26 protein-coding genes and 1 pseudogene are annotated in these 24424 nt (G+C 60.5%); 19 read left to right on the top strand and 8 right to left on the bottom strand.

The window, feature by feature from the left end:
* Positions 1-484 precede the first annotated feature (484 nt).
* From HNH97_RS12685 to HNH97_RS12650, 8 genes and pseudogenes are all read left to right on the top strand, one after another.
* Positions 485-4378, top strand: a pseudogene (locus HNH97_RS12685) (lactate dehydrogenase); the annotation flags it as partial.
* Positions 4379-4468: 90 nt separating this feature from the next.
* Complete coding sequence (locus tag HNH97_RS12680) at positions 4469-4837, top strand: DUF6915 family protein (protein ID WP_039732523.1); 369 nt, start codon at positions 4469-4471, stop codon at positions 4835-4837.
* 146 nt (positions 4838-4983) lie between these two features.
* On the top strand, positions 4984-5172 hold the full coding sequence (locus HNH97_RS12675; RefSeq protein WP_082084947.1) for a hypothetical protein: 189 nt from the start codon (positions 4984-4986) through the stop codon (positions 5170-5172).
* A gap of 334 nt (positions 5173-5506) precedes the next feature.
* Positions 5507-5662: a hypothetical protein gene (locus tag HNH97_RS12670; protein ID WP_010512122.1), complete on the top strand. Its 156-nt coding sequence runs from the start codon at positions 5507-5509 to the stop codon at positions 5660-5662.
* A gap of 72 nt (positions 5663-5734) precedes the next feature.
* A complete protein-coding gene (locus tag HNH97_RS12665) occupies positions 5735-6634 on the top strand; it encodes an ArdC family protein (RefSeq protein ID WP_171791129.1) in 900 nt (299 codons plus the stop codon).
* Positions 6635-6691: 57 nt separating this feature from the next.
* Positions 6692-7075, top strand: a complete 384-nt coding sequence (locus HNH97_RS12660) for a hypothetical protein (RefSeq protein WP_235450677.1) — start codon at positions 6692-6694, stop codon at positions 7073-7075.
* Positions 7072-7461 (top strand): hypothetical protein, encoded by a 390-nt coding sequence (locus HNH97_RS12655; RefSeq protein ID WP_171791128.1) that lies wholly within the window; start codon positions 7072-7074, stop codon positions 7459-7461. Before HNH97_RS12660 ends, HNH97_RS12655 begins: the two co-directional genes overlap by 4 nt.
* Positions 7458-7964 carry a hypothetical protein gene (locus tag HNH97_RS12650; RefSeq protein WP_171791127.1) on the top strand — a complete coding sequence of 169 codons (507 nt, stop codon included), beginning with the start codon at positions 7458-7460 and terminating at the stop codon, positions 7962-7964. Before HNH97_RS12655 ends, HNH97_RS12650 begins: the two co-directional genes overlap by 4 nt.
* Here HNH97_RS12650 and HNH97_RS12645 read toward each other — a convergent pair.
* On the bottom strand, positions 7961-8473 hold the full coding sequence (locus HNH97_RS12645) for a hypothetical protein (protein ID WP_171791126.1): 513 nt from the start codon (positions 8471-8473) through the stop codon (positions 7961-7963). The two genes, HNH97_RS12650 and HNH97_RS12645, sit on opposite strands and share 4 nt — an antisense overlap.
* 351 nt (positions 8474-8824) lie before the next feature.
* Here HNH97_RS12645 and ssb point away from each other — a divergent pair, with 351 nt between their 5' ends.
* The 5 genes from ssb to HNH97_RS12620 all read left to right on the top strand — a co-directional run bounded on the left by ssb (position 8825) and on the right by HNH97_RS12620 (position 14328).
* Complete coding sequence (gene ssb, locus HNH97_RS12640; protein WP_039736564.1) at positions 8825-9295, top strand: single-stranded DNA-binding protein; 471 nt, start codon at positions 8825-8827, stop codon at positions 9293-9295.
* A gap of 578 nt (positions 9296-9873) precedes the next feature.
* Entirely contained in the window at positions 9874-11073 is a 1200-nt protein-coding gene (locus HNH97_RS12635; RefSeq protein WP_171791125.1) for a DUF3991 and TOPRIM domain-containing protein, read from the top strand.
* Positions 11074-11379: 306 nt separating this feature from the next.
* Positions 11380-11715, top strand: a complete 336-nt coding sequence (locus HNH97_RS12630; RefSeq protein WP_039732438.1) for a hypothetical protein — start codon at positions 11380-11382, stop codon at positions 11713-11715.
* The gene (locus tag HNH97_RS12625; protein ID WP_039732437.1) at positions 11712-13763 is read left to right on the top strand and encodes an ATP-dependent helicase; all 2052 of its coding nucleotides are present in this window, start codon (positions 11712-11714) and stop codon (positions 13761-13763) included. The genes HNH97_RS12630 and HNH97_RS12625 overlap by 4 nt, the downstream gene beginning before the upstream one ends.
* Positions 13764-13893: 130 nt before the next feature.
* A complete protein-coding gene (locus HNH97_RS12620) occupies positions 13894-14328 on the top strand; it encodes a hypothetical protein (RefSeq protein WP_112210258.1) in 435 nt (144 codons plus the stop codon).
* On the opposite strand, the gene HNH97_RS12615 is transcribed toward HNH97_RS12620, so the two are convergent.
* Together HNH97_RS12615 and HNH97_RS12610 are read right to left on the bottom strand one after the other, a co-directional pair.
* A complete protein-coding gene (locus HNH97_RS12615) occupies positions 14322-14903 on the bottom strand; it encodes a nuclease-related domain-containing protein (protein WP_112210224.1) in 582 nt (193 codons plus the stop codon). The genes HNH97_RS12620 and HNH97_RS12615 overlap by 7 nt on opposite strands.
* 180 nt (positions 14904-15083) lie before the next feature.
* Entirely contained in the window at positions 15084-15497 is a 414-nt protein-coding gene (locus tag HNH97_RS12610; RefSeq protein ID WP_171791124.1) for a winged helix-turn-helix transcriptional regulator, read from the bottom strand.
* A 100-nt stretch (positions 15498-15597) separates the two neighbouring features.
* Here HNH97_RS12610 and HNH97_RS12605 point away from each other — a divergent pair, with 100 nt between their 5' ends.
* From HNH97_RS12605 to HNH97_RS12590, 4 genes are all read left to right on the top strand, one after another.
* The gene (locus tag HNH97_RS12605) at positions 15598-16617 is read left to right on the top strand and encodes a zinc-binding alcohol dehydrogenase family protein (RefSeq protein WP_112210226.1); all 1020 of its coding nucleotides are present in this window, start codon (positions 15598-15600) and stop codon (positions 16615-16617) included.
* A gap of 65 nt (positions 16618-16682) precedes the next feature.
* Positions 16683-17117 (top strand): cupin domain-containing protein, encoded by a 435-nt coding sequence (locus HNH97_RS12600; RefSeq protein WP_112210228.1) that lies wholly within the window; start codon positions 16683-16685, stop codon positions 17115-17117.
* Between the two features lie 525 nt (positions 17118-17642).
* Complete coding sequence (locus HNH97_RS12595; RefSeq protein WP_010511735.1) at positions 17643-18323, top strand: hypothetical protein; 681 nt, start codon at positions 17643-17645, stop codon at positions 18321-18323.
* Between the two features lie 70 nt (positions 18324-18393).
* Positions 18394-18696: a hypothetical protein gene (locus HNH97_RS12590; RefSeq protein WP_102325775.1), complete on the top strand. Its 303-nt coding sequence runs from the start codon at positions 18394-18396 to the stop codon at positions 18694-18696.
* A gap of 352 nt (positions 18697-19048) precedes the next feature.
* Here the strand turns inward: HNH97_RS12590 and HNH97_RS12585 are convergent, their stop codons facing one another.
* The 5 genes from HNH97_RS12585 to HNH97_RS12565 form a co-directional block, all read right to left on the bottom strand.
* On the bottom strand, positions 19049-19456 hold the full coding sequence (locus tag HNH97_RS12585; RefSeq protein ID WP_112210230.1) for a hypothetical protein: 408 nt from the start codon (positions 19454-19456) through the stop codon (positions 19049-19051).
* Between the two features lie 13 nt (positions 19457-19469).
* Positions 19470-20282 (bottom strand): hypothetical protein, encoded by an 813-nt coding sequence (locus HNH97_RS12580; protein WP_112210232.1) that lies wholly within the window; start codon positions 20280-20282, stop codon positions 19470-19472.
* Between the two features lie 110 nt (positions 20283-20392).
* A complete protein-coding gene (locus HNH97_RS12575; protein WP_078524628.1) occupies positions 20393-20887 on the bottom strand; it encodes a hypothetical protein in 495 nt (164 codons plus the stop codon).
* Positions 20887-21717 carry an FAD-binding oxidoreductase gene (locus tag HNH97_RS12570; protein ID WP_112210235.1) on the bottom strand — a complete coding sequence of 277 codons (831 nt, stop codon included), beginning with the start codon at positions 21715-21717 and terminating at the stop codon, positions 20887-20889. Before HNH97_RS12570 ends, HNH97_RS12575 begins: the two co-directional genes overlap by 1 nt.
* A gap of 3 nt (positions 21718-21720) precedes the next feature.
* Positions 21721-22305 carry a hypothetical protein gene (locus tag HNH97_RS12565; protein ID WP_223846566.1) on the bottom strand — a complete coding sequence of 195 codons (585 nt, stop codon included), beginning with the start codon at positions 22303-22305 and terminating at the stop codon, positions 21721-21723.
* A 246-nt stretch (positions 22306-22551) separates the two neighbouring features.
* On the opposite strand from HNH97_RS12565, the gene HNH97_RS12560 reads away from it, so the two are divergent.
* Positions 22552-23340, top strand: coding sequence for a BRO-N domain-containing protein (locus tag HNH97_RS12560; protein WP_244949432.1), 789 nt, complete (start codon positions 22552-22554; stop codon positions 23338-23340).
* 790 nt (positions 23341-24130) lie between these two features.
* A partial coding sequence (locus tag HNH97_RS17760) for a hypothetical protein (RefSeq protein WP_216657655.1) occupies positions 24131-24424 on the top strand: 294 nt, incomplete at its 3' end.

Here is a 24424-nt window from a genome sequence, read left to right as displayed (position 1 = left end):
GCAACCAGATATGAAAAAACAGCAACGTCGTTCCTCGCGGTCATCCACATCGCTGCCGCAGCAGACTGGATCAAGCCCTAACAGGCCCTAACGTCGCAATCTCTGCAACTACACCAATCAAGAAACACCCCTTTAGGGATATGATTTAGATTCGAGAATCCAAAAGCTAATAAACCGAGAATAAAAAGCTATAATAGAACTATAAGCCAGTATGTAAAAGCACCAGATCGACCAGCACGCCGCAAGGGGTAGCTCCTCCCCGTGCTCGGCGTCTGCGTCGCCTGCGCGCGGGTCCGGTGCTGCCGCTACGCGGCACCCTTGCCCCGCACTGCCCGACCCGGTCGCAATAAGAGCTGAAGGAAAGAGTAATCAGGCGACACAACCTGATTAGCACGCCCGTTCCTGACATCCCGAAAACCTGACCCGGAAACATCCCGGCCTGCAGAAGCAGTGCCGGGCTCCGGCGTTTGTACGGAGCACGGCCATGTCGTTCCAGCTCAACCTCTTCGGCACAACCGCTCTCGCAGATACCCAGAACGACCTTTTCTGGGGCGAACTTGAAGGCGAAGACGGCGCGTCCCCCGTCCCGCCCGCCACACCGGCCGCAATGGTCCTTCCCAAGATCGACTTTCATATGGTGACCAACCGAGGCCTCGCTGATACCTGGAAACAGCGGGCTCGTGACAATGCACTGGCAATCGAACTGCTCAAGGAGATCGAAGAAGCAGACCGAAACGCCTCGTCCCCCGAACAGATCGTCCTCTCACGCTTCATCGGCTTTGGAGCAGGAGAACTGGCGAACAACCTGTTTCCATCCGGAAGCAATAGCGCCCGCCCGGGCTGAGAAGATGTTGGCGAAGCGATCCATGCCTCCACAACAGACGTTGAAAGGGCAGGACTGAAGCGCGCGACACAATATGCGCATTTTACCCCTGAACTGATCGTGCACGCACTCTGGAACAAAGTGCTGCAGATGGGCTTCAGAGGCGGTTCCGTGCTTGAACCCGGCTGCGGGACCGGTCTTTTCATCGCGGCCCGACCGGAAAGGCTCGAGGGACGCATCGCCTTTACCGGGATCGAGAATGATCCGATTACAGCAAGGATTGCGCGCAGGCTCTATCCGAACCAGTGGATCCGCAGCGAGGATTTCACGACAGTGACGCTCGCAGACGGGTATGACCTTGCGATCGGTAATCCACCCTTTTCCAATCGCACCGTGCGTGGCCCGGAAGGTCTGGGACGGCTTGGCCTGAGCCTGCATGATTTTTTCATCGCCCGATCCATCGAAGCACTCCGCCCGGGCGGCATCGCAATGTTCGTGACGTCCCGCCATACGCTGGACAAGACGGACAGCACCGCGCGCCGGACCATCGCCGAGATGGCTGACCTCGTGGGGGCGGTCCGGCTCCCCGCCGGGGCAATGCGCGATGACGCCGGCACGGACGTGGTGGTGGACGTACTGGTGTTACGCAAGCGCATGATCGGCGACATGGCCGATGACGAGACCTGGCTGGAAACCGACGCCCTTACGGATAGCGACCAGGGTAACGGTCCACTCCTCGTCAATCGCTACTTTCTCGACCATCCGGAGCAGGTGCTTGGCCATCACGGCTGGACCACCACCCAGTTCGGTCCCGATTACACATGCGACGCGCGTGCCGACGGCAGGCTCGATGTGATGTTGCCCGGGGCCCTGAGCCGGATCGGGCAGGACGTGCGCTTTCCGGAACCCCTGGACCAGCGTATTGTCCGGCCGGTGGGAGCCGGTGTGCTGGTCGGCACGGCTGCCGATGGCGCCCAACTGAAAGAGGGCTCCTACTTCGTCACGAAAGGCGTCCTGCAGCAGATCTGCGACGGACAGGCCACCACGGTCGCCATCAGGAAGGGGGATCAGAAGGATGGCCTCTTCCAGAAGCATGCCCGGATCATTACCGCGCTGATACCCGTCCGGGATGCGGCACGCGCGGTCCTGCGGGCGCAGATGGAGAACCTGCCCTATGGACGCCTGCAAGGTGACCTGAAGCGTGCCTATTTCAGCTTTGTCCGACAGTTCGGCCCGATCAACCTGATGAATGTGACGGTCCGAATCGATCCGGAAACCGGGGTCGAAAACGAAACCCAGCGGCGACCGAACCTTACGCCATTTTACGATGATCCCGACGTCTGGCTGGTCTCGTCCATCGAGGAATACGACGAGGCGACACAGAAAGGCCGGATGGGACCAATTTTCTCGGAACGGGTCATTCATGCGCCTGTCGAACCCGAGATCCATTCCGCCCACGACGCCCTGGCCGTCTGCCTGCATGAAACAGGCGGCGTGGAAATGCCGCGGATCGCGGAACTCATGGGACAGTCCGAAGCCGAGGTCGCGGCCGCGCTGGGGGATGCGGTCTATCTCGATCCGGTACGGAGCGTGGATGGTCGCGATATCTGGGTCACGGCTGATGAAATGCTCTCCGGCGCCGTGCGTACCAAGCTGGAAGAGGCACGCGATGCGGCCCGGATCGATGGGCGCTACGCCCGGAACGTCACGGCGCTGGAAGCTGTCCAGCCAGCCGATCTGCGTCCGTCGGAGATCACCGCGCGCCTTGGCGCTCCGTGGTTGCCGGTCAGCGACATCATCGCGTTTACCGCCGAGGTGCTCGGGGTCGAAACGGTCATCTATCACGCGCCTGCTGTCGCCTGCTGGACCGTGGAGAAACGGGCGTTCATGGGCAAGGCCGAGGCTACGTCAGTCTGGGGGACGGAACGGCGACATGCCGGCGAACTGCTGGAAGATGCCCTGACGCAGGCATCGCCAAAAATATGGGATGTCTGGCGTGATGGCGATGGCAATGAGCACCGCGAACTGAACACACAGGAGACGGAAGCCGCAAAGGAAAAACTGGCAGCGATCAGGCGTGCGTTCGAGACATGGGTCTGGCAGGATGGCGATCGGGCCGAGCGGCTGGTCCGGCTGTACAATGATACTTACAACAACCTGGTTGCACGCGCGTTTGATGGCTCCCATCTGCGCCTGCCCGGTGCAAGCACCACGATCAGCCTGCGCCCCCACCAGAAACGGGTCATCTGGCGGATCATCGCCGCGGGCGGCACGTATATCGCGCACGCGGTCGGCTCCGGAAAGACGTTCTCGATGGTTGCGGCTGTCATGGAGCAGAAGCGGCTTGGGCTGATCAGCAAGGCGATGATCGCCGTCCCCGGTCACTGCCTCGCCCAGATGGCTCGCGAATTCCTCATGCTCTACCCGACCGCACGGATCCTCGTCGCCGACGAGACGAACTTCGTGAAAGCAAAGCGCCAGCGGTTCCTCGCGCGGGCCGCGACCGGAAACTGGGATGCGATCATCATCACGCATGATGCATTCAGGTTCATCCCGGTGGAGGGTGATTTCGAACGCCAGATGATCGAGGCGCAGATCGCGTCTTACGAGGAAGTGCTGGAAAGCGTCGACGCGGCCGACCGCCTGTCGCGCAAGCGGGTCGAGAGCATGAAGGAGAAGATGCAGGCGAAGCTGGAAGGCCTTTCGGCTCGAAAGGACGATCTCGTGCATCTGGGAGAGATCGGCATCGACCAGATCCTCGTCGATGAAGCGCAGCAGTTCCGGAAGCTGAGTTTTGCAACCAACCAGTCCGACCTCAAGGGGGTCGATCCGAACGGCTCGCAGCGGGCCTGGGATCTCTTCGTGAAGACGCGCTACCTGGCGGCAAAAAATCCGGAACGTCCGCTGATCATGGCGTCCGGCTCCCCGATCACCAATACGCTCGCCGAAATGTGGACGGTCAGCCGCTATATGGATCTTGAGGCGCTGCAGAAGCGCTACCTGCATGAATTCGATGCCTGGGCAGCCAATTTCGGCGAAACCCGTACCGAACTGGAACTGCAGCCAAGCGGGCTTTACAAGCCGGTCACGCGCTTCACCGAGTTCGTCAACGTCGCCGACCTCATGGCGATGTATCGCGACTTCGCGGATGTCGTGCAGCACGATGACCTGCGCCAGTACGTGACTCTGCCTGCGATCCGGGGCGGGCGTCGCGAGATTATTGTCGCGCCGACAAACGATAACTTCAGGGCCTACCAGAAGACGCTGGCGGCCCGCATCAACGCCATCGAAGCGCGCCAGGGGCGTCCCCAGAAGGGCGATGACATCCTCCTGTCCGTCATCACGGATGCCCGTCATGCCGCGATCGACCTGCGCTTCGTCGCCCCTCTCGCCGCGAATGACGATACATCGAAGCTGAACCTGATGATCGGGAACGTGTTCCGGATCTGGCAGGAGACATCGGAAAGCCGTTACAGCGATCCTGAAACCGGTCGGCCGTACGACCTGCCGGGGGCGGTGCAGATGATCTTTTCGGATCTGGGCACCGAGAGCGCGATGGAGACAACAGAACGCTGACGCTTGAATTTAACGGACGATATATGTCCACTGAATATTCCGAGCATAGCTGGACAGAGGAGGCCTGAAATGGCGCATAGTTATTATCATGCTCTCTCGTCGGTGCGGCAGTGGGGAGGTACGGCTGATGACTTCCTGCCTATCCATACCTGGTTCGACGAATCAAAATTGATTTCGGCCGATTTTCGGCATCGTGCGCTAAGACATCACGCGGAAGGAATCTTCCTCGCTGAGAGACTTTTTGGCGTTGTGCTGACAATTTCCACCGGGCGGGTTGTCCCGGTGCGGCTGATCGCCGAGCAGCATATGCGCGAGGACTTTGGGTTTATTCCGAGTTTCGTTGATTGGCTGAAGGAAATCCGCCCCCAGCCCTGGATGGGACGGGCGCAGCCCATTCATCGAAGCCTCGATCCCGCTTATGGCAAACTTTCAGAATAACAGAAGACTTCTGGAATACTGGCCGTGACGTAGCCCGTACGCAACTCCACGCGATTGATGACACCCTGGCGCAGATCCAGAGACGGAATTTCTACCAGCTAATCGTCCGGATTAGCTACACCGGGCCCTATTATCACGAATTTACAATGATCGTCACTGTGATACGTAAAAGTCAGACCGGTTTCGAAATGACAGAAGACGCCGCGCAGATACCCTCTGATGTCATGCGTGATCTTGCACGATGGTTGTATCGCTCTCTCGAAACAGCATGGGATTACAAATCTTCCGATGACGCCATCGATGATGCCATTCGCATCAATGAATATACGGCGTAGCTTTGAGAGGGTCCATTAGGACATGCATGTGAACCGTGTTTGCAAGCAGAGAAACAGAAACTTTTACAAATATAAAATATAGTATTTTTTAATAATGCTCCGAGATGTGTGTATAAAGAAAGATAATATAAAATAATTATAATAAATAAAAAACAAATATAGGGAGGATCGGCACCACAGTCCAGCCTGTCGCGCAAGGGGTGGCTCCTCGCCGTGCGCGATGGCTGCGCCATCTGTGCGCGGCTCCGGTGCCGCCGCTGTGCGGCGCCCTTGCCCGCCAGTCTGGCCTGCGGTCGCCGGAAGGGGTCGAAACCCCCGAAAAAAGGATCTGGAAATGGCACAGAACCGCATCGCGCCGCCGTCCCGCCCTGCCGTCGAAATCGCCAAATTCGTCGCCATCGTGCTCCTCTGGACGGCCTCCATGGTCACTTTCCTCCTGCTGCCCGACGTCTTCCTCGATCCGTGCACGGGCATCATCGATCTCAGGTGACACCACCCTCGCCATCCGCTGCCCATCCGCGCCGCCCTTTGGGGCGGCGTCTGCATTTTCTGGAGACTGATCATGGCCAGAATCGAACGTACCGACATCCACCGGTCCGTCACTGACCGCATCATCCGCGAACTTGAAGCAGGAACCGTGCCATGGGTCTGCCCATGGAACCGCGCGAAATGCGGCATTGCCCTGCCGCGTAATGCCGCGACCGACCGGGCCTATTCCGGGATCAACATCCTGATGCTGTGGGGTTCGGTAGAGATGCAGGGGTTTTCTACCCAGAAATGGCTGACGTTCCGCCAGGCGCATGCGCAGGGCGGCAATGTCAGGAAAGGCGAGAAGGGGACGACGGTGTTTTATGCTGACCGTTTCACGCCAAAATCGGAATCGGGCTCCGACGAGCCTCGCCGGATCCCGTTTCTCAAGCGGTTTACGGTGTTCAATGTTGAGCAGTGCGAGAACCTGCCGGAAAGCATGGTTGCGCCGACTGCGCCGTTGCCGGAACGCGAAATCGTGCCGCACGCGGAAGCGCTGATGCGCGAAACCGGGGCGGACATTCGCATCGGTGGTGACAAGGCATTTTATGCCCCGGATGCGGACTTCATCCGGGTTCCGCCCCAGCAGTCCTATTTCAACCAGATCGATTGGTACCGAACCGTCTTTCACGAGATCGGGCATTGGACCGGGGCCGAAAGCCGACTGGCGCGCACCTTTGGCAGGCGGTTTGGGGACCATGCCTACGCGGCCGAGGAACTGGTTGCAGAGATGACATCAGCTTTCGTATGCGCGGAACTGCAGATCGAGCCGACGGTCCGCCACGCTGATTACATCGGGAACTGGCTGGAACTGCTGAAGGCTGACAAGCGCGCCATTTTCACCGCAGCGAGTGCTGCTTCAGCCGCGGCCCAATACATTTTCAGCTCATCGACACGTCAGCCATCCGTCGAGGACGTGGCTTCTGCCGCCTGAAACCCAACCCTGAAAATATATGCGCCCGCAAGGGCGCGCTGAGTGATGGAGTTCATCATGCCAGTCTTTGCCCTGATTGCCACTCCCGCCGTGCGCATCCGTTCCGACGGCTGCACCATCCTTAAGGCGCTGCCGATGGAACACCTTGGTGCACGGGGGATGACAGAAGCCCGGACGCTCGCGGAAATCTCGACTGCCGTAACGCTTTACGGTGAGAGGACCGCCGGCGCGCATCCCGGGCGCTCGTTTTCCATCAGTGTGCATATCCGTCGGGGCGATCGTAAGCCACGTGGCTTTGATGCGGCTTACCGCACTGGCGCCCTGGGGACCGACAGATGGGTTCTCATGGTCGATAACGACGCTGATGGCGCGCGGATCCTGCATGGACGGTCCGCAGCCGAAACTGGAAACATGGCGTCCTGCAAAGGAGACGTGGCATGATCCGCCAGTATTATACGTCTCCATTCCAGGGCGGTAATAACCCGCTTCGGGTCGGGACCATCGCCAGCGGAACCATCGTCCATCTTCCGGCTCCTGTTTCGGGGCGTCCCTATCGGACCCGGCCGTGGATCGTGGAATGCTTTCTGAACGGCACGATGGGGGCGGCTGCGCTGAACCCCGTCACCGGTCTCTGGGAAGACCGTTATATGCGAGGCCGCTCGGATCTGGTCGTATTGCGCAGCCTCGCCAATGCCCGACGTGTGACCGTGGCGGTGCGTTATCTGGAAAGGCTGAATGAAGAGGGCCTGGGGGAGGGGCATTATCCGGATCTGCCGGATGTGAATCGCTTTCATAACGGCTATCGATGCCGGAGCCAGGTGTCATGACGGCGGGGCCGATCCTGTGTGAGCGGCTTCGGATCCCGCCTTTCGACCCGGCTGTCCTGAAACCCACCCGTTGGGCGACGGCCCAGCAAAAGGCAAAGCTTGGTAATGCGATCCTGCGGTTCATTGCACTCGGAATGCCTGCAGAAAAATTTACCCCGGCCCTGTATAACCGGCTGAGCAATATGTTCGGATTTATCGCGCATTATAATCGGACCGGCTTCGTGCAGACATGGTTCGACAATGCAGCCACACGGCGCGATTTCCTCGATCAGGTTGCGCGATATCCCTGCTGGGGCGACCCGACTTTTGTCTGGTCGGATGTAGAGAAGGAAATCGGGCAGCGCGTCCGGGAAAACCTGCTGGTCGAGGCATGGACGACCCGTGCCCGCGAGGAACAGGTTGCGCGCGAGAAAGCGGAGCTGGCCCGTCTGCTGGCAAAGCATGGCGGAAAAGCGACGTCGGCGGATGCACCCGTGCCTACCGTGCAGCTCGGGCTGCTCTAGCCCTGGGCCATGCGCCAGGAGCCATGCCCGTCGAGGCACCGGCCCAGGAACGCCAGTGCGGCACGCGGATATTTCCGGATTTCCAGAACGCTGCCGGTGGGTACCTCCATGTGGTAGGCGCCGATCCGGGTGGCGCAATGCGGCTGGCCGCGCAGGAATTTTATGCCCCTGCCGGTGCGAACTGCCTGCCGTGGACCAAAAACGCCGACAACGTGACGGCCACCGAGGTAAATATCGGCGTTGAACTGGCGCCACAGCGGTGCCCGGACATCCTGCTCGTCGACTTCGACCTGCACGGTGCAGCAGTCATTCCATGCATCTGGCGTGCCATCCACGCCATACAGGGTCTGGCAGATCTGGCGGATCGCCGGCTCGTGTTCGGGCAGGAAGGACCAGCCGATTTCCTTGCCGAGAAAACGTCCCCTGTAACGCCGGGCCTGGATTGCCAGTTCGGGATGAAAGTCGGCCTTCAGGGTGATGCGTCCTTCCGACGCAGTAATCACGGCCATGATGAACTCCCAATGTAGAGACAGGGAAATTCTAGGACGGCTATCATAATTGTACAAGAATAAATGACACGATTATGAGCGAAATAGCAAAATAAAACAGAAATCCAAAAGCATGACCTCGGCCCCTGCCGGGTCTCTGACCTGGTTTCTGCGGTCTGAAGCGGTCGTCGTCGGGCGCAACCCCCAGGCCTGCGGTCGGGACGGCACCGTGAAGCCGCATGCGCGGCTTCCGCACCACTGCCGCCCCGAGGGGTTGCGCCCGCCGCCTGAGGCCCGCTTCCGCGCGACCGCACCAGGTCAGAGATCCGGCAGGGGCCGGAGACGACCAGGAAGGAAAAAAGGAACAAGACCATGAGCCAGTCAGTCAATCGCGCCATCATCATCGGTCACCTGGGCCGGGATCCGGATCTTGCCGCACGTAGGGAAGGGGAGGGCAAAATCGCATCCTTCGGCGTGGCGACAAGTGAAACCTGGACCGATCGCGCCAGCGGTGAGCGCCGGGAGAAAACCCAGTGGCACCGCGTCGTCTCTTTCAACGATCACCTTTCGGGCGTGATCGAACGTCGGTGCCAGAAGGGAACGCTGGTCTATGTCGAAGGCCATCTCGAGACACGTAAATGGACCGACCAGCAGGGACAGGACCGTTATGTGACCGAGATCATCATTGATCGGTTTGATGGAAACCTGAAGGTGCTGGCCAATGGTCGAAGCACGGGCGATGGACGTTTTGATGAAGAGCGTCCCTCGCGGAGCGCTGCACAGCGCCCGGCCCCTGCCACAACTTCCAGCGCGCAGGACGTGGATGACGAAATCCCGTTTTAGACCGCTCGGTGTTCCGGGTCGTCAACGACCCGGAGCATTGTGCCTGTTCAGGGAGAAGAAAATGCGGTTTCTGCTACGCCAGTTCCCGTCATGAATACTTGTGAGGCCTGTTCGACCTGACGGCGCGGGCTATCGGGAAAGCCTGTCGGCCGACACCGGAACGCCGGTCGTCCGTCCACATCGGGGATGAACTGTGTCTTTCCTGTTTCTCCATCGGCCTTTACGCGGGTTAGTGAACCTTATTTTTCGTCAGTCGCATGATGTGGGCGCAGACGGGACACTCCACAGGGAGTATCTGGCGTCGTGAGTGCCCGCTCGTCCATAGTCCCGGTAATGCGTGCGCAGTGGCGCGGGCACATGCCGTTTGCTGCCGCGCGTAAACTGCGGCCATTCGTGCGTCCTGTATTCTTTTGCAGTTCACGCAGAATAAAACCCTCAACGCGGATCATCAGGACGCAATATCTCGACGAACCATACAGAGGTCGTCGTGTGTTTCCGCACGATCATATCAAATACTCACCGTAAATACCGGAGCGGTCTGAAACACAATCCATGCTGTTCGTGAAGGAGTGTCTTTCATGGCTTACACGTCTTCCCCAGAAGCACAGCAAAGAGAACTTGATGAGCTTCGTAATGCCGTAAACTGCGCCGTCGTGCTGGAGAAAGCCGGGTTCCGGCTGGATCGGCAGGCCACTGCGCAGCGTTCCGCCCGTAACCTGAAATTTCGCCGCGACAGTGAGGCCATTATTGTCAATCACGATGGCAAGGGCTGGTGGGACCCGAAAGGCGACGGCAAGGGCGATGTCTTCAAGCTTGTCCAGTATCTCGATCCCTCGAAGAACCTCGGTCATGTCAGGCAGGAACTTCGCGGCCTGATCGGCAGGAGCCCGACGCTCGAAGTTGTCGAGCGTACGAAGGGAGCCGGTGACAGACCGCGCCGCGATCCCGCTGAACTGTGGCACCGTCGCACCGCACCCGGGCAGGGGACGGCTGCATGGCGCTATCTGACGGAGATCCGTGGGTTGCCCGACCATATTGTCGCGATTGCCGGACAGCAGGGGGCGCTGAAGGAAGGCCCGCACGGAACCGCCTGGTTTGGCCATCGGGATGCGGACGGGCAGTTCACCGGCATGGAAATGCGGGGGCCGGATTACAAGGGGTTTTCGACGGGCGGCATTGGCAAGCGTCTCTTCGGTTTCCGGGCCGACGGGGGAGAAGCGCCCGTGACGCGCCTTGTCGTCACCGAGGCGGCCATTGATGCATTGTCCTTTGCAGCACTCGATCGCTTCCAGCAAGGAACGCTCTATACCTCGACGGGTGGCGGCATGAGCCCAGAGAGCGAAGCGAACCTGAAACGGGTCATGATGCAGGTCGCCGCCCAGCCTGAAGCGCGACTGGTTGTTGCCGTTGATAACGACCTGCAGGGGGATCGTTATGCCGGGAAATTCGCTGCGATGGCACGGGACGTCGGTCTCTGGTCAGGACGGATATCTCCGAAAGGGCCGGGAGAGGATTGGAATGCGGTCCTGAGGACCCGCAGGGAAGGAATGGAGGCAGGTTCTGTTCCCGTTGCGCCCTTGTGCCGCCTGTCCAAAGTCTTGGGTTCAGGGGCGAAAGCGCAGCCGGAGACGGTTTCCCCGTCATGGCTGGGTCAGGCCGAGGCGCACGGCACGCAGCGGCCGCCGCGGGTTTCGGACGCCTCATTGCCTGCTTCGTCTGAACCTGTCCGGAAGCCTGCCAGACCACGGTCAGGTTCATCGCCGGGGCTGTCCTTGTGAACCAGCATGAGTCCTTTGGGCCCACCGGACAGACGGCATCGCGGGCTGCAGGCTTTGTCCGGACATATGCGGGCCTGTGTGCATGCGCGAACGGCCCTGCCGCCAGGGGCGACGGATATGCGGAAATACGTGGCGCGCCGATTGCGGGGCAACGCGCGGTCTCGATGGCCCGAGGCCGGGACTTGGCAGGCCGCATCGCCTCCTTCACCGACGATCACGGGATGATCGTCATTTACGGCTGGCGTGCCACAGAGGTGGGCGCCGAACGGATCCTGCGCGCAGGATCATCTCACACAGGAGAGGGTCATGGGATCTGTTTCAGACTATGCGGATTGGCGGATCGCGCGTCTGGCGATGAAGGTAGACCTTTCACGGACGTTTGTCCGGTCGCCCCTGGCCCAGACCATCTGGAACCGCCACCTGCGCCAGCGTTTGGCGCAGGCCGAAGATGATCCCCCGATACCGCAAAGTGCAGTCCGCCTGTACGAGCGGCCGGGCTGTCCTGTCGGCCTGGTTATCGATGGGCGCTGGGAACGCGGGCTTGGGAACTGGGATCTTTCCTATCCGGCGACGATCCTGCTCTCGACCGGTAAGATCACTACCACCCCGGGTTGCGTGGCGGAAGGGCTGGAAGAGCTATGACCGGTGATCTTCCCGTTCCGCGCGCGCTTGCGCCAGTCCTTGACAGTCTGACGCCAGAACAGCGGCGTGCGGCGACGGCACTGGGATATGTTCTGGTTCTGGCAGGGGCAGGCACCGGCAAGACCAAAACCCTGACAGCCGGGGTCGCAACCCGCGTCGAACTGCATGGCATGGTTCCTGGCCAGATCCTCTGTGTAACCTTTACCAACAAGGCCGCCCAGGAAATGCGCAAGCGCATCGGAGACGTTCTTGGGCCGTACTCGATACCCACATGGCTTGGAACGTTTCATGCCCTGACGGCCCGCCAGCTACGGGCCGAGCCTGAAGTGGCGCAATTGCGTAGCGGCTTTGACATTCGTGACGCCGAGGACAGTCTCGCCATCGTCCGCCGCCTGATCAGGACTGTCCCGAAGGAAAAGCTTCCCGTGCCGCAGGAAGGAGCGCCAGGAGACGCGAGACAGATTAAAAAAATGGCCGAGCGGATTGCGCGGCTGAAAGAGGATCTGATCACACCGGTGGCTGCTTTCGCGCATGTTGAAAGCCTGATCGGCAGGCGGCAGTCGGCGAATCTCCATGTGGATCACGAAAGCTGGCGCTTTGTCGTCGGGTTGTATGGTCGTTACCAGGCGATCCTGCGCGAGCAGAACGCGGCGGATTTTGGTGATCTGCTGATGTGGCCGACCCTCGCGATGCTGCATGATGCGGCATACCATCGCCGGTGGTCCGCCCGTTTTACGGCCGTGATGGCGGACGAGTTTCAGGATGTGAACCGCGCCCAGTACCTGTGGCTCACGTTGCTCAGCAGGACGTCTGGTGAACTGTTCTGTGTGGGTGATGATTCCCAGAGCATCTATTCCTGGCGGGGGGCGAAAGTCGGCTTCCTGCGGAACTTCCCGCGTGAGTTTCCTGCTGTGAAGACGTTCAAGCTCGAGGAGAACTTCCGTTCCACCAGCAATATTCTTGATGCGTCGAATGCGGTGATTTCATTTGACCCGTCGCGGATCGAAAAGACACTGTTTACACGTCGGGGCAAGGGCCTCCCGATCGAGGTTCTGGGGTTCTCCTACGCCACCGAGGAAGCTGCGGCGATCGTCCGGGAGATTGGCCGTCGCGCAGCGACCGGCGTCGCCTGTCATGACATGGCTATCATTTACCGCCAGAACCGGCTTTCCCGAACGCTGGAGGAAGCATTGCTCCACGCCCGTGTCCCCTACGAGATCATCGGGGATGTGGGTTTCTATCGGCGTACCGCCGTCAAGGACGCTCTGGCCCTGCTGACGCTTTGCGCATGGCCCGATGAGCGCAGGTCGGACGAAGCCTTTCGGCGGATGGCCAACCGGCCCCCGCGGGGCCTTGGTGCCAGGGGCCTGGGGAAAATCGAGATAGAGGCTTCGGCGGGTGGTCAGTCGCTATGCGCGGCGGCCACACGGACCCGTCTGTCCCCGAGATGTGCCGTGGCGTTGCAGGGATTCGTCCAGATTCTCAGACAGATCGGATGTCGGGAAGGGGAAAGCCTTGGGGAGCGCCTTACCGGCCTGCTCGAGGCAACAGGGTATCTGGACATGCTGCGGGCTGATGATTCCGATGAAGCGGCAACCCAGCGCGAAAACCTCGCGGAACTGATCGAACTGGCCCAGGGTTTCCGGCGCGTGGAACACCTCCTGGAGCACGCGGCACTGGCAGGCGGAGCACCTGGAGAAAAAGGGCGTGATCGCGTTCAGCTCATGACCATGCACCGGTCGAAAGGACTGGAATTCCGGCATGTCTTTCTTCCTGCATGGGAAGAGGCGATTTTCCCCGGTGCGATGTCGCGCAATCCCGGAGAGGAGCGTCGCCTTGCCTATGTGGCGCTGACCCGGGCCATGGAGCAGGCCACGATCACGTTCTGTGATTATCGCCAGGGCGGATCTTCCCGTCCGAGCCGGTTCATTGACGAAATTCCACTTAAGAACCGGATCAGCAGCTGGAATCATGGCAGGAACGAACCACGTCAGTCTGATGGCCGTTGGAGGCAGGTTGATCAGGAACTGAATGCGCTTGGCTTGTGAATGCGGACAATGCATGCTCCGGCAGCGGCGACATGCGTTCGCGTGGCCGGGGCATTGCACCAAACAGGCTGGTTCCGTCCGACGCTTCGGTCTTAAATTGCTTTTCTTTTGGTCGAGGGACGTCTGCTTTATGGCGAAAAAGCCGGTGCCGCCGATTGATCCCGATGACTGGGATGATGACGAGGCGGGTTTCCTGCAGCCCCTGGAGCCACCGCCGCCCGTCCGGGATCCGACGGATCTCAGGCTGCATACGCGCCAGCTCGCCGACCTTCTCCGGGCCAGATTTCCCGACAGATGGATCGGTGTGGAAATCGGCACGCTTCCGCTTCGGTGTGAGGACGACCTGTTCTCCGATTTCATCGACCTTGGAGATGGCCTTGGGGTTCGCCTCGATTATGATCCCGAGGAGCCGGAGCGGGTACTCTGGATCAGTGCCGGCAACCGTGACCATGGTGGTGAGCCGCTCGATTTTCCCCGCGATAGCGAGGCCTGTCGCGGGCGCATGCTTTCAACCGGGGAAATCGCGGAACTGCTCGATTTTCTCGACAGGGAGGCCGCTTACTGATGCCCGCTGGCATGGCAGACCAGCCCGATGCGCCGCCATGCGTTAATCAGTGTGCCCTGCGGCACGTTGCGCTCAAGATCGTGCAGCAGGGTTTCCAACTCGGAAAGGGAAAGGGTGCAGGCGACAAGCGCCGGTGACAGGACCGCAGTTCCCGTCATCACGACGTGGCTGAAGACCTGGATGGTCGGGTCCACGAGGCGGGCCAGCGCGTAGACGGCCCGGCAATGGGCGGCATTCTGCATCACCGGGCTGTAAATCAGCCGGGGCGGGGCGTCGGGCGCCTCGCCAGCAAAACGCTGTCGCCACCGTTCATCTTCCGGGTGTCCGGTCAGTTCGCCGCCATACCGCTTTGTCTCCACGACATGGATGCCCCGCGGGCTGAGGAACAGGTGGTCAATCTGGGTCGTCCTGCCGTCACCCGCCGGCAGTATGGCGTCGTGCAGCACGGCCAGGCCGCTCCGGTCGAGCACGTGGGCTACGGCGCTCTCTCCTTTCTCGCCCTGGATGGCGGCGCGAAAGGACCGCCAGACCTGCGCCTCATGGGCCGTCAGGCGGCAGCTGCCGGGAGGCTTCACGCGATGACGTCGAAGTCTTACCACGCAGTCTCCCCCTGTGGTTCCATGGCCCGATAGCGTGTGCCGTATATATGTCTGTCATGCGACTGGGGCAGGAGAAATACCGGGAACCGCGTATGTTCCGGGTGAGAGTCCGGGTGCATGTCCGCAACGTGGATGCGGATCACCAACAGTGCCTGCTCAACCGCCAGCCTGAACGCAGGAGACCGGACAATCGGCGGCAGGCTCGTCCAGTTTCGCAGGGGATTCAGGATCCCGCCTGAACCCGGTATTCTCGTCCCCCCATTTCTTGAGAGCCATGATGACCGGCTCCAGGGTCCGTCCCCGCGGCGTCAGGCTGTATTCCACCTTCGGGGGCACCTCGGCGTAGACTGTCCTCAGCACAAACCCGTCCTGTTCCAGTTCGCGAAGCTGCGCCGTCAGCATGCGCTGGGTGATATTGGGCAGGCGCCTGCGGATTTCGTTAAAGCGCAGGGTTCCCTCAAGCAGGTGGTAGAGGATCACCCCTTTCCATTTCCCGTCGATCAGCTGAAGCGTCGCTTCAACGGCACAGCCGGGACTGCAATCAAGTGATTTATGCCGGATACGGGCCATGACGGTATCATTTCCGATACTATGGGCGTTAAAAGTGCGTTCTTGTCCGAACCCAGCATAATGCTCACTGTTCTCCTTCATCAACACAGGAGCAGACATCATGCGCGCCGTCGGTTACCAGACGCCTTTCCCGATCGATAATCCCGCGTCCCTTCAGGATATCGATCTGCCGAAGCCGGTCCCTTCAGGGCGGGATCTCCTGGTGGAAATCAGGGCTGTGTCGGTCAATCCGGTCGATACAAAAGTCCGTCGCAGCGCCACGCCGGACGCGGGTCAGTGGCGGGTTCTGGGTTGGGACGCCGCCGGGATCGTTGTCGGCACCGGACCTGAAGTCACGGATTTTGCCATCGGGGATGAGGTTTTCTACGCAGGCGCGCTCGATCGCCCGGGAACCGATGCCGAATTCCACCTGGTCGACGAGCGGATTGTCGGCCGTAAGCCCCGTTCCCTGAACTGGGCTGAAGCCGCGGCCCTGCCGCTGACAGCGATCACCGCCTGGGAGATGCTGTTCGATCGCCTGGATATCCGTCGGCCAGTCCCTGGCGTGAAGCCGGCCGTGCTGATTATCGGGGGTGCGGGCGGGGTCAGCTCCATCGCCATCCAGCTGGCCCGGGTCCTGACCGATGTCACGGTCATCGCCACCGCCTCCCGGCCAGAAACGCGCGACTGGGTGACGTCCCTCGGGGCAGATCATGTGGTGGACCACAGCAGGCCGCTTGCCGCGCAGGTCGCGGCCCTTCCGACCGGTGCACCCGGCTTCGTCTTTTCCACGACGCAGACGGATCGGCATATGCCAGAGATTGTCGCGCTGATCGCGCCCCAGGGGCATTTCGGCCTGATTGATGACCCGGCCGCGCTCGACGCCCTGCCGCTGAAGAAGAAAAGCCTGTCGCTGCATTGGGAGCTGATGTTCACCCGTCCGCTGTTCGGCACAGCCGACATGGGCAGGCAAGGCGAGATTCTCAACAAAGTCTCACGCCTTGTGGATGACGGGCGTATCCGCACCACGCTCGGCAGGAACCTCGGCCTGATCACGGCGGCGAACCTGCGGCAGGCCCATGCCCTGATCGAGAGCGGTCAGGCAAAGGGCAAGATCGTGCTCGAAGGTTTTCCTGGCTGAAATGGAGAAGATCATGAAAGCGCTCGTCGAGACATGGTGTGGAACATGGGCGGAGAACAGGCCTCATGACTGATGAAGAGCACCTGATGACCCTGAACCGTACCGGTGGACGGTTCGATCTCAACAGGATTGTGGCAGCGTTCCCGCAAACCGCGGATACGATGCTGCTGGATACCTATCTGACCGACAGGCCGGAAGCCAGTATCAGGGTGTTCCGGATCTATCGGGACGTGCCGCCGCATTATCATACCCAGTGTGATGAAGTCCTCCATGTGCTTTCCGGAGAAGGGACATTCTGGATTGATGACCCGGCTGAGGAAGCGCCGTTTGTCCCCGGGCACCTGCTGGTCTTTCCGCGGCGTGCGGTACATGCGGTGCCGCGTATCCTGCGTGATCCTGTCATTTTTCTTGCCATCGACACACCGCGCCGGGCACCGGATGACGTGGTGTTTGTCGATCCTGCCAAAGGCACGCCTTCCGGTTTCATCAAGAGTATCTGAAGTCATGTCGCGGGTCACAGATGAACTGGATCTGTGTCCCTGCAGCGCATGCCCGCAAAACGCGGCGTAAGCCCAGGGCATCTGGAGACAGTTTCCTTTCCCGAAAGACCTGGTCCGGGAAACATCTCAGTTCAGCAGGAAAAAAAAGAAAATCAGGGGCGGCCCCTTCGGGGTTCTCTCACTCTGGTTCGCTAAGCGGCTGCGCCGCTAACCTCACTGGAGCCCCCTGCGGGGTCTCCACGCTTTCGCGCAACGGTTCGACCGCTCGCCCTGGGGTTCTGCAGGATCAATACTTATGTAATACATAATAACACTGTGATTAATAAAATTGGGCATAAGGAAATAAACGTAATAAAAACAATAGTAAACTAATATTTACTTCTAATATATTGTCTTTTTTATTGCATTTATATTCTGTCTGTACTATTCTTTATTTGTGGAGAGGGAAATGGTTCCCGCCACAGACGCCCCGCCCGGTGCTCGAACACCGGACAGGGCTGACGCCAGACAGAAAGGTTAGGTTTCATGTCCAACGCTACCAACACAATGACCGCCGCCCTTGCTTCCGCGCAAGAGAAGAAAGCCGCCAGCAAGGCAAAATCGGGCCAGAAGGCCCCCGCTGCCCGCCGTTTCGAGGAAGCGGCCCGGCGCGCGCCTGTCATCACCATCGAGGCCGCCGAAGCCCTGATCCCCGTTCCCGACCAGATCACCAAGATCGTTTCCCATTTCGGCCTTGAGGACTTCGACGCCGACGCCCTCGCGGAAACGGCCCGGCAGGCTTTCACCGTCATCGCCCGCAGCCTCTCGCCCGTGCTGGTCGTGACCACATGGAACGGCGAGCAGAACGACAAGGGGCTGGAAATGCACCTCCAGCGCATGGCGGGTGCCGCTGTCGCGTCCGCCTTCGGGGCCGCCCAGTTCTATGACGCCAAGCGCGCGCAGGCCCGCGAACTGTCCTCACAGTTCAACGAGTATCGCGAAGAGGACCGGATGGGCGTCGACGGGCTGGAAAACAGGGCGGCCAACGCCCGCCGCTTCGCAGCCGAGCAGGGGATCAAGGCCGCCGCTCTGGTCGCGTCCGCCCGCGGGGCCCTTGCGGCCTACGAGGACATGATCGGCACCCCGTGGAAGCCCTACACGGCCAGCAACGCCCGCACCATCGACCAGCGGGCCGCAGCTGCCGAGATGGACGCCCTCGGCTTCTGACCGACCCGGTCGGACCCACGGCGGGTCCGGCCACCCACGGCAAAGTACCTTTCCGCAAGGATCGACCCGCATGAGCGAATATGAATCCATGGCAGACCGCGACGAAGCCCTTGCGCTTTCGCGTGCTGCGCCCCACCACGCCTGGGTCCTGACAGACCGGGACGTCTGGCATCGCAATCCTTTTTATCACGGCCCGGAAATGCCGCACCCCGAAGATGACGGCGCCCATGACTTTATTGCCGACCACGGCATCGACGCATGGCGGGAGGCGACCACGGCCGCAAGGGCCGCAGCCATCGCCGCAGCCGAAGCGAAAGCGCGCGAGATCGCGGACGCCCCCGACCCCTGGTGGCCCGACGATCCAACGCCTTGAGAGACCACGCCGCAGGAGCCCGGAAACCGGGTTCCTGCTTCTGGTGTCCGGCGTCGCCATCGTGCTTGTAAAAAAATGCCCTGAAACCAGCATGTCGCCGCGAGGCGCCCGCCTCAAGCCCGCTGCGCGCCGCGCTTCGCGCGGTGAGGACACGCCCCTTTCAGTGAACAGGGCCGCCCGGAACGCAGGGCGGTGCCCCGCGCTCCGGGCAACCCGGTCCACCTCAGGGGCATGCCCTCAGGCTTGACCCGGGCACCTCGCGGCCCTCCCGGCGGGCAGCGGTCTTCCCTGATCCGCTCCCGGGGAAAACAATGTAGGCCATGCAGCATGCCGGACTGTGGAGATGACAAACCTACTGTGTCGCCCTGCCGAACACGAAGCCAAGCTTGCCGTCATTCATGACATAGGGCGTGCAGGTCATGCCGGGATGGACCGCGTCGTAGGGTTTCAGCCATCTTGTCGAGACCCAGCCGGGACGCAATGCGAGATTCATGCTCCGGACGTAGCCGTTCGTGGGCGGTGCGTCCGTGGCGATCGGGAGTACCGCCAGCGCAGGAGCAATGCTCGGGGCACCGTCCCGTGGTTCGCTCTGCAGCGGGATCGGATGCCTGAAATCCATCATGACCCGTGCCGGCGCATCAAGGGCCATGCATCTGTACCCGTCGAGCGCACGGACCGGGGTTCTGTGCAGCGCGAAGGCCGGATGGCTGATGCTGCAGGTGAGGGCCGCAAGGATCGCGGCCCGGTGGGAAAACCTCATGCTGGACTCCTCGTCAGCCGGTCAGGATCGAACTGGACGCAGCACTGCCCATTTTTGCTGCGACCGCCGCGCGCCATTGGCCGACCGTGGTGGTTGAACTGATATTGTTCCCCGACATTGCCGTGCTCGATATGTAGGACGACATGAGGCTGCTGTCGTCGGCCGTCGCGATTTCTGCACCCGCGCTTGGGCCAAAGTTATAATAGGCCCGGGCATCAAGGGCCGTCGGGTTACTGATGCCACTCTGCTGCAGGCTGGTTGCGGCATCCTTGAGATACTGCGCTGCAGCCACCGCCTGTGTCGCCGGGTCCTGCTGGCCCGCCGTGCCGCTGGTGATGGATGAGGCCAGCGATGGGTCTGCGGCCAGTGCCTCTCCAAGGGTCTGGCTGTAGGTCCCGTTGCTCATCTGGAACGCGCCGGTGATCGTACTGCCGTTTCCGGCCGTGTAGAGGTTCTGGCAGCCGGATTCCACCACGCAGGTCGCGGCAAGCGCCGATGGATTGACGCCCAGCGCCTCGGCGTTCTGGGCTGCCGCATAGCCCCATGACTGCTGGTATAGGGTTTCGAGCGCATCGCTGTCGGACGTGCCTGCTGTCGTTGTCTGGGTGACGGCGCCGCTTCCGCTGGTGGCCTGGGCTGTGCCCGTCGTGTCCGGGGTCCAGCCACCGAGCCCCGGTTCCTGATAGGTTGCGTTGACATGTGTCGGGAGCCCGCCCGGCACGTTTACGGTTTGTGCGTGCCCGATCGGCGGCGCGACGAGGCCGCACGTTACAAGGATCACGGTCGCTTGCGTCGTGCGGCGGCATGGAAAGGGGAGCCGGATCACCTTGGCCTCCTGTTGTGAGGCGGACAGGATCGGCCAGCATCATGCGACCTGTGTCAGTACTTCGTACGGCGTTTCAGTTCTGGCCCTGAGCGTGTCCGTTGTGGACAGGCTCAGGGCATCCGTCCGAGCGCAAATCCCGCTATCAGGACGATGGAACTGTATCCCAGGATGCGAAAGGCCGTCTGCAGGTTGTACCGTCTGGTCATGGCCGTGGCCTGGCTCTCGATGGCCCCCCTTAATCCTTTCGTCATATCCGCGGTGATCGCGAGGAGTTTCTTCTCGACCAGTTTTTCGTTGATGGTGCGCAGCGTGTGCACCGCTTCAATGCCGTCCCTGAGGTGGCTGCGGATGGCGATCGTGTCCTGCGCCAGGGTTTCGCGCTGCTGTTCCGCCACCAGCCTGCTCTCGGCAACGGAGCGGATGGAGGCGCGCCTGGCTTCAATGCAGAGGGTGCCGATCTGGTCTATCGCTGCGACCAGCGCCGAAAGGACTTCGACTTCGGGCGCGATCGGACGCTCGACCCACTGGGCGGCGACCCGGCGCAGGTTCTCCATTCGGATCGCGAATTCACGGTCTGCCGCCTCGATGTCGCCCTGGGCTGCCATCAGACATTCTCCATCACCACGTCGGGCAGTCCCTTTGGCATCCGGGGCAGATAGTCCGCTCCGAGGTCGCGCAGGAAGAGGGGCACGTCCCGTTTGAGCCAGCGATTGACCCTCAGCCTGTCGAAGACCGAGCTTTTCGGCTGTCCGGGAACCGGCTTGTTCGCAGCAAAATCCATGAACGACTGCCCACGATCCGCGATTTTCTTCAGCCCGTTGATCGCGGGGAACACACCGTGCGCGGCGCCTCGGTCCAGAGCGTTGAGCACCGCTTCGTTTTCGAGGATCTGGCTTACCGCCTGAGGTGTGTCGATACCGACGGGAAGCAGGCCCTCATTTATGACAATAGCCGTGCGGGGCGGCAGGAAGCCATGCTGCTCCTGAAGGTCCTGCAGATAGTCGATGTCCGCATTCTCCATACCGATCATGAAGATCGTCACAAGCGAGACCCCGAGCTCGTCCAGCGCCGCGACAAGGGGAGATGAGCGGATCAGTTCGTGCATCGCAGTCCATCCTCCCCCGATGTCGAGGATCGCATCATGGCGGGATTCAACCAGTTTCTCGATCTGCCCTTCGAGCCAGGCAGCCTGCCCGGTCGGGGACATGCTGTCCGCTTCCAGAACCTGCGGACCAAGCGATGAAAGCGTATGCGAGCGGTTCATGGAATCCGTGTTCCAGATCTCCGGTCTGCCTCCCTGCTGGGCCGTGATCTCGGCCAGTGATTTGAGGAATGTCGTCTTTCCCACCCGCTGGCGCCCGATGGCTACGAGCAGGGTTGGGCGTGTCACCAGATCCGTTGGGTCTGCGGCGTCTGTGATCGTGGCGGATGCCATGCCTTACTCCCGATGAAAACCGGGCTCCTTCCGCTTCAGTCGCGCAAGAAGATCCCGCTTGATGGCCTCGGCCCGGGCGCGACCAATGGGAAAGTTCTTCTCCCTGGTTGTCTCGCTGCCCGAGCACCCTGGCACTGTCGCGGGCAATGATGCGACCTGCGCGTTTTTTTCGGCGGACACTCGTGGTGCGGGTACAGCTGCTGCATCGGGAAAGTGAGAGAGGTTTCTCTGGCCATCATCGACAAGGTCGGGCTTCCAGTCCTGCGGCAACCGGCTCGGATGGGTGGTGTGGACGGGGGGATCGACTTCTACCGAGGCGGTCTGTTCCTCAGCATGTCCTTTTCGGGCGTTCCTGACCTGTACCCAGAGCTTCCTTACCTTCCTGAGGCCGGAGTGGTCTGCGGAGATATCGAGGCCGCTCTCGCGCATCACGGCGATGACGGGCTTCCATGAGCCACCAGGCGGTCTGATGGCGGCAACGGCGTCATGATGCTCGGTTAGCCAGAGCAGGACGGAACGGGTCGCTGCCTGGGTGGTCATGGCAACTGCGTGTTCGCGTAGGCGCTTTTGGACATCGATATTGGCCACGGTCAGTATCCCTGTTTCCAGCGTTCAGAGGTTATGTGGGGATTTTCGGCTTCATTGCCACTACAGCGCTCCCTTTCCGCTCCCTTGTCGCTCCTTTCTCGCTCCCCTGTCGCTCCCTCTGATTTAAGGAGCCTCATACACCATTGCACCGTTGGTGCGGGCGGCTTCGCCGCCAGAGAAGGACACGCGGCAAAGGGTGGGCCTGTAAGGCCTGCCCCTTCCGAGCAGTTGGTTATGGTGGGTCGCATGATGGGGCCAGATGATGCTTGCAACCATCATCCGGGGGAATCAGCCATGTGCGTCAAATCAGACAACACGATCCACGCGAATTTTACGGACGCGGCTCCCCAGAGTGTCCTTGACGGCGTGCCTTGTGCTTTTGGCGGAAAGCTGGTCCGCTCCGTTTTCATCGACGGGTTCACATGGTTTGTGGCTGACGACGTGGCGCGCGCTCTTGATTACGAAAGTGCGAGGAGTGCGATCAGGTATCTTGATGCAGACGAAGTAGCGAAAGCGTTCATCGAGACCGAAGGCGGCCCGCAGACCATGCTGATCGTGAGTGAAAGCGGGATCTACCATCTGACGTTCAAGTCCACGAAGCGCAAAGCAAAGGATTTCCGGAGATGGGTCACGCATGAAGTTTTGCCTCAGATCCGTCGGACAGGAAGCTACGGCAAGAGCGGGATGCGCTCAGACCACGATAAGCCTGCCATGACCGGTGAGGAGAAAGAACTGCTTTCACGCCTGTCCCATCCGGGACCCCATATGGTCTTCGTGATGCCGGGACAGAAGCCGTATATAGAGGAGGTCGATCCTCGCGAGTTTATTCGCAACCTCGACCGTCACGATGTCGAAGGCCTGGCTCACGCTATGAACCTGATTGGCTCGGTCTGGAGCATATGTTGTAAAATTGACGGGGCAATATACGGCTCCGCCGTTCTTCAAAGCGGCGTCGGTCGGCAGCTTGACGATGCTATCCGCATCGGCCTCGACATATCCCGCTGTGTCGTTACTGCCATCCGGGAAAAAACGTAGTCTTTGCGATCCAGGCCGTCGAGGAGGTTGCTGATTCGCATCCAGAAGGCGGCGTCGTCTGCCAGGCCGACCTCGACGCAGCGTCCGATATGATGTCGCGCGCGTTCCCTGGCGCCTGGCAGCCCGTATTCGCGCAGGAGGGCTACCATCATGGCGTCCGGATCCACGGCGTCATGGGCGTGCGTGTTTGCTGTCACTGTCATTCATCCGCCTTTTCTCACGTCCGTTTCGCGATGACAGCCTGGCCGGGGCGAATGACAGGCACACGCCTCCAGTCCGTCTATACGTCGGGCGTGTGGTAACGTGCTTGCATGAGGCAAAGTCACGTCCTGCCTGTTTCCACGGCGGTAAACAGATCTCTCCGTTCACCGTTGGACATAGGTCCGGGTGTTGTATTCAGGCGGCCACCCGGCAAGGAGGCTGCCTCGGCGCAAGAGGCGTTATCAGGCATTTCTTTCAAAATATCACAGCCCAAGTGCCGACGTTATCCGCCCGTTGCTAAGGTGTTGGCGCCGTTTGAACAGGGCAAAGATTATCGGCGGATGCGATTGATGTTGCGACGACGGCCACGGCAGGCCACGCGTTCCGACGAGGCGGGGATCCTGACCACCGACGTGCTCCTAACGAGCTGCAGCGTCAACAATATGGGCATAATTAACGCCCGTGCGCTGTCGCTACCGGCAATCAGCGGGCTATAGTCAGCGCAGGGTTGAGCCTGACGGCCGTGGCACTTACAATGAACGGAGACGTGCGATCTAAAATTGTCTGTACTTGAGCAAGGGATGCTTTAATGGAATTGTGGCCGTTCGATAAAATAACCCAGGTTCCTTTAAATCCTGAAAATTCCCCACGACAGGATTTTGCAGATATTACAAAAAACATGGACCTGATAGATATATCCAGTTTATTGGTAATCAACACGATACGCGGCTTCAGGAGTGAAAGTTTCACTGGTATTGTTTCTTACATATTTAGAGAAAAACTAAAAATAGAATTCAAGAAAGATTATTCCATAGACAGTGTTGAATTTAGAATACCTTATAGAACATTTAATGATGCCGGTTTATTATACAAAGGTGTTGAT

The sequence above is a fragment of the Gluconacetobacter entanii genome (assembly GCF_013155425.1).
Lineage (GTDB): Bacteria > Pseudomonadota > Alphaproteobacteria > Acetobacterales > Acetobacteraceae > Novacetimonas > Novacetimonas entanii.
This window is presented reverse-complemented; position numbering and strand designations above follow the sequence as displayed.

Excerpts from the sequence above, each read along its gene's own strand:
- HNH97_RS12665 (WP_171791129.1), top strand. The coding sequence starts at position 5,735 with ATGGCCAGAATCGAACGTACCGACATCCACCGGTCCGTCACTGACCGC.
- HNH97_RS12675 (WP_082084947.1), top strand. The coding sequence starts at position 4,984 with ATGATCGTCACTGTGATACGTAAAAGTCAGACCGGTTTCGAAATGACA.
- ssb (WP_039736564.1), top strand. The coding sequence starts at position 8,825 with ATGAGCCAGTCAGTCAATCGCGCCATCATCATCGGTCACCTGGGCCGG.
- HNH97_RS12590 (WP_102325775.1), top strand. The coding sequence starts at position 18,394 with ATGAGCGAATATGAATCCATGGCAGACCGCGACGAAGCCCTTGCGCTT.
- HNH97_RS12620 (WP_112210258.1), top strand. The coding sequence starts at position 13,894 with ATGGCGAAAAAGCCGGTGCCGCCGATTGATCCCGATGACTGGGATGAT.
- HNH97_RS12570 (WP_112210235.1), bottom strand. The coding sequence starts at position 21,717 with ATGGCATCCGCCACGATCACAGACGCCGCAGACCCAACGGATCTGGTG.
- HNH97_RS12680 (WP_039732523.1), top strand. The coding sequence starts at position 4,469 with ATGGCGCATAGTTATTATCATGCTCTCTCGTCGGTGCGGCAGTGGGGA.
- HNH97_RS12595 (WP_010511735.1), top strand. The coding sequence starts at position 17,643 with ATGTCCAACGCTACCAACACAATGACCGCCGCCCTTGCTTCCGCGCAA.
- HNH97_RS12575 (WP_078524628.1), bottom strand. The coding sequence starts at position 20,887 with ATGGCAGCCCAGGGCGACATCGAGGCGGCAGACCGTGAATTCGCGATC.
- HNH97_RS12660 (WP_235450677.1), top strand. The coding sequence starts at position 6,692 with ATGCCAGTCTTTGCCCTGATTGCCACTCCCGCCGTGCGCATCCGTTCC.
- HNH97_RS12655 (WP_171791128.1), top strand. The coding sequence starts at position 7,072 with ATGATCCGCCAGTATTATACGTCTCCATTCCAGGGCGGTAATAACCCG.
- HNH97_RS12645 (WP_171791126.1), bottom strand. The coding sequence starts at position 8,473 with ATGGCCGTGATTACTGCGTCGGAAGGACGCATCACCCTGAAGGCCGAC.
- HNH97_RS12560 (WP_244949432.1), top strand. The coding sequence starts at position 22,552 with ATGATGGGGCCAGATGATGCTTGCAACCATCATCCGGGGGAATCAGCC.
- HNH97_RS12670 (WP_010512122.1), top strand. The coding sequence starts at position 5,507 with ATGGCACAGAACCGCATCGCGCCGCCGTCCCGCCCTGCCGTCGAAATC.
- HNH97_RS12630 (WP_039732438.1), top strand. The coding sequence starts at position 11,380 with ATGGGATCTGTTTCAGACTATGCGGATTGGCGGATCGCGCGTCTGGCG.
- HNH97_RS12635 (WP_171791125.1), top strand. The coding sequence starts at position 9,874 with ATGGCTTACACGTCTTCCCCAGAAGCACAGCAAAGAGAACTTGATGAG.
- HNH97_RS12625 (WP_039732437.1), top strand. The coding sequence starts at position 11,712 with ATGACCGGTGATCTTCCCGTTCCGCGCGCGCTTGCGCCAGTCCTTGAC.
- HNH97_RS12650 (WP_171791127.1), top strand. The coding sequence starts at position 7,458 with ATGACGGCGGGGCCGATCCTGTGTGAGCGGCTTCGGATCCCGCCTTTC.
- HNH97_RS12585 (WP_112210230.1), bottom strand. The coding sequence starts at position 19,456 with ATGAGGTTTTCCCACCGGGCCGCGATCCTTGCGGCCCTCACCTGCAGC.
- HNH97_RS12600 (WP_112210228.1), top strand. The coding sequence starts at position 16,683 with ATGACTGATGAAGAGCACCTGATGACCCTGAACCGTACCGGTGGACGG.
- HNH97_RS12610 (WP_171791124.1), bottom strand. The coding sequence starts at position 15,497 with ATGGCCCGTATCCGGCATAAATCACTTGATTGCAGTCCCGGCTGTGCC.
- HNH97_RS12605 (WP_112210226.1), top strand. The coding sequence starts at position 15,598 with ATGCGCGCCGTCGGTTACCAGACGCCTTTCCCGATCGATAATCCCGCG.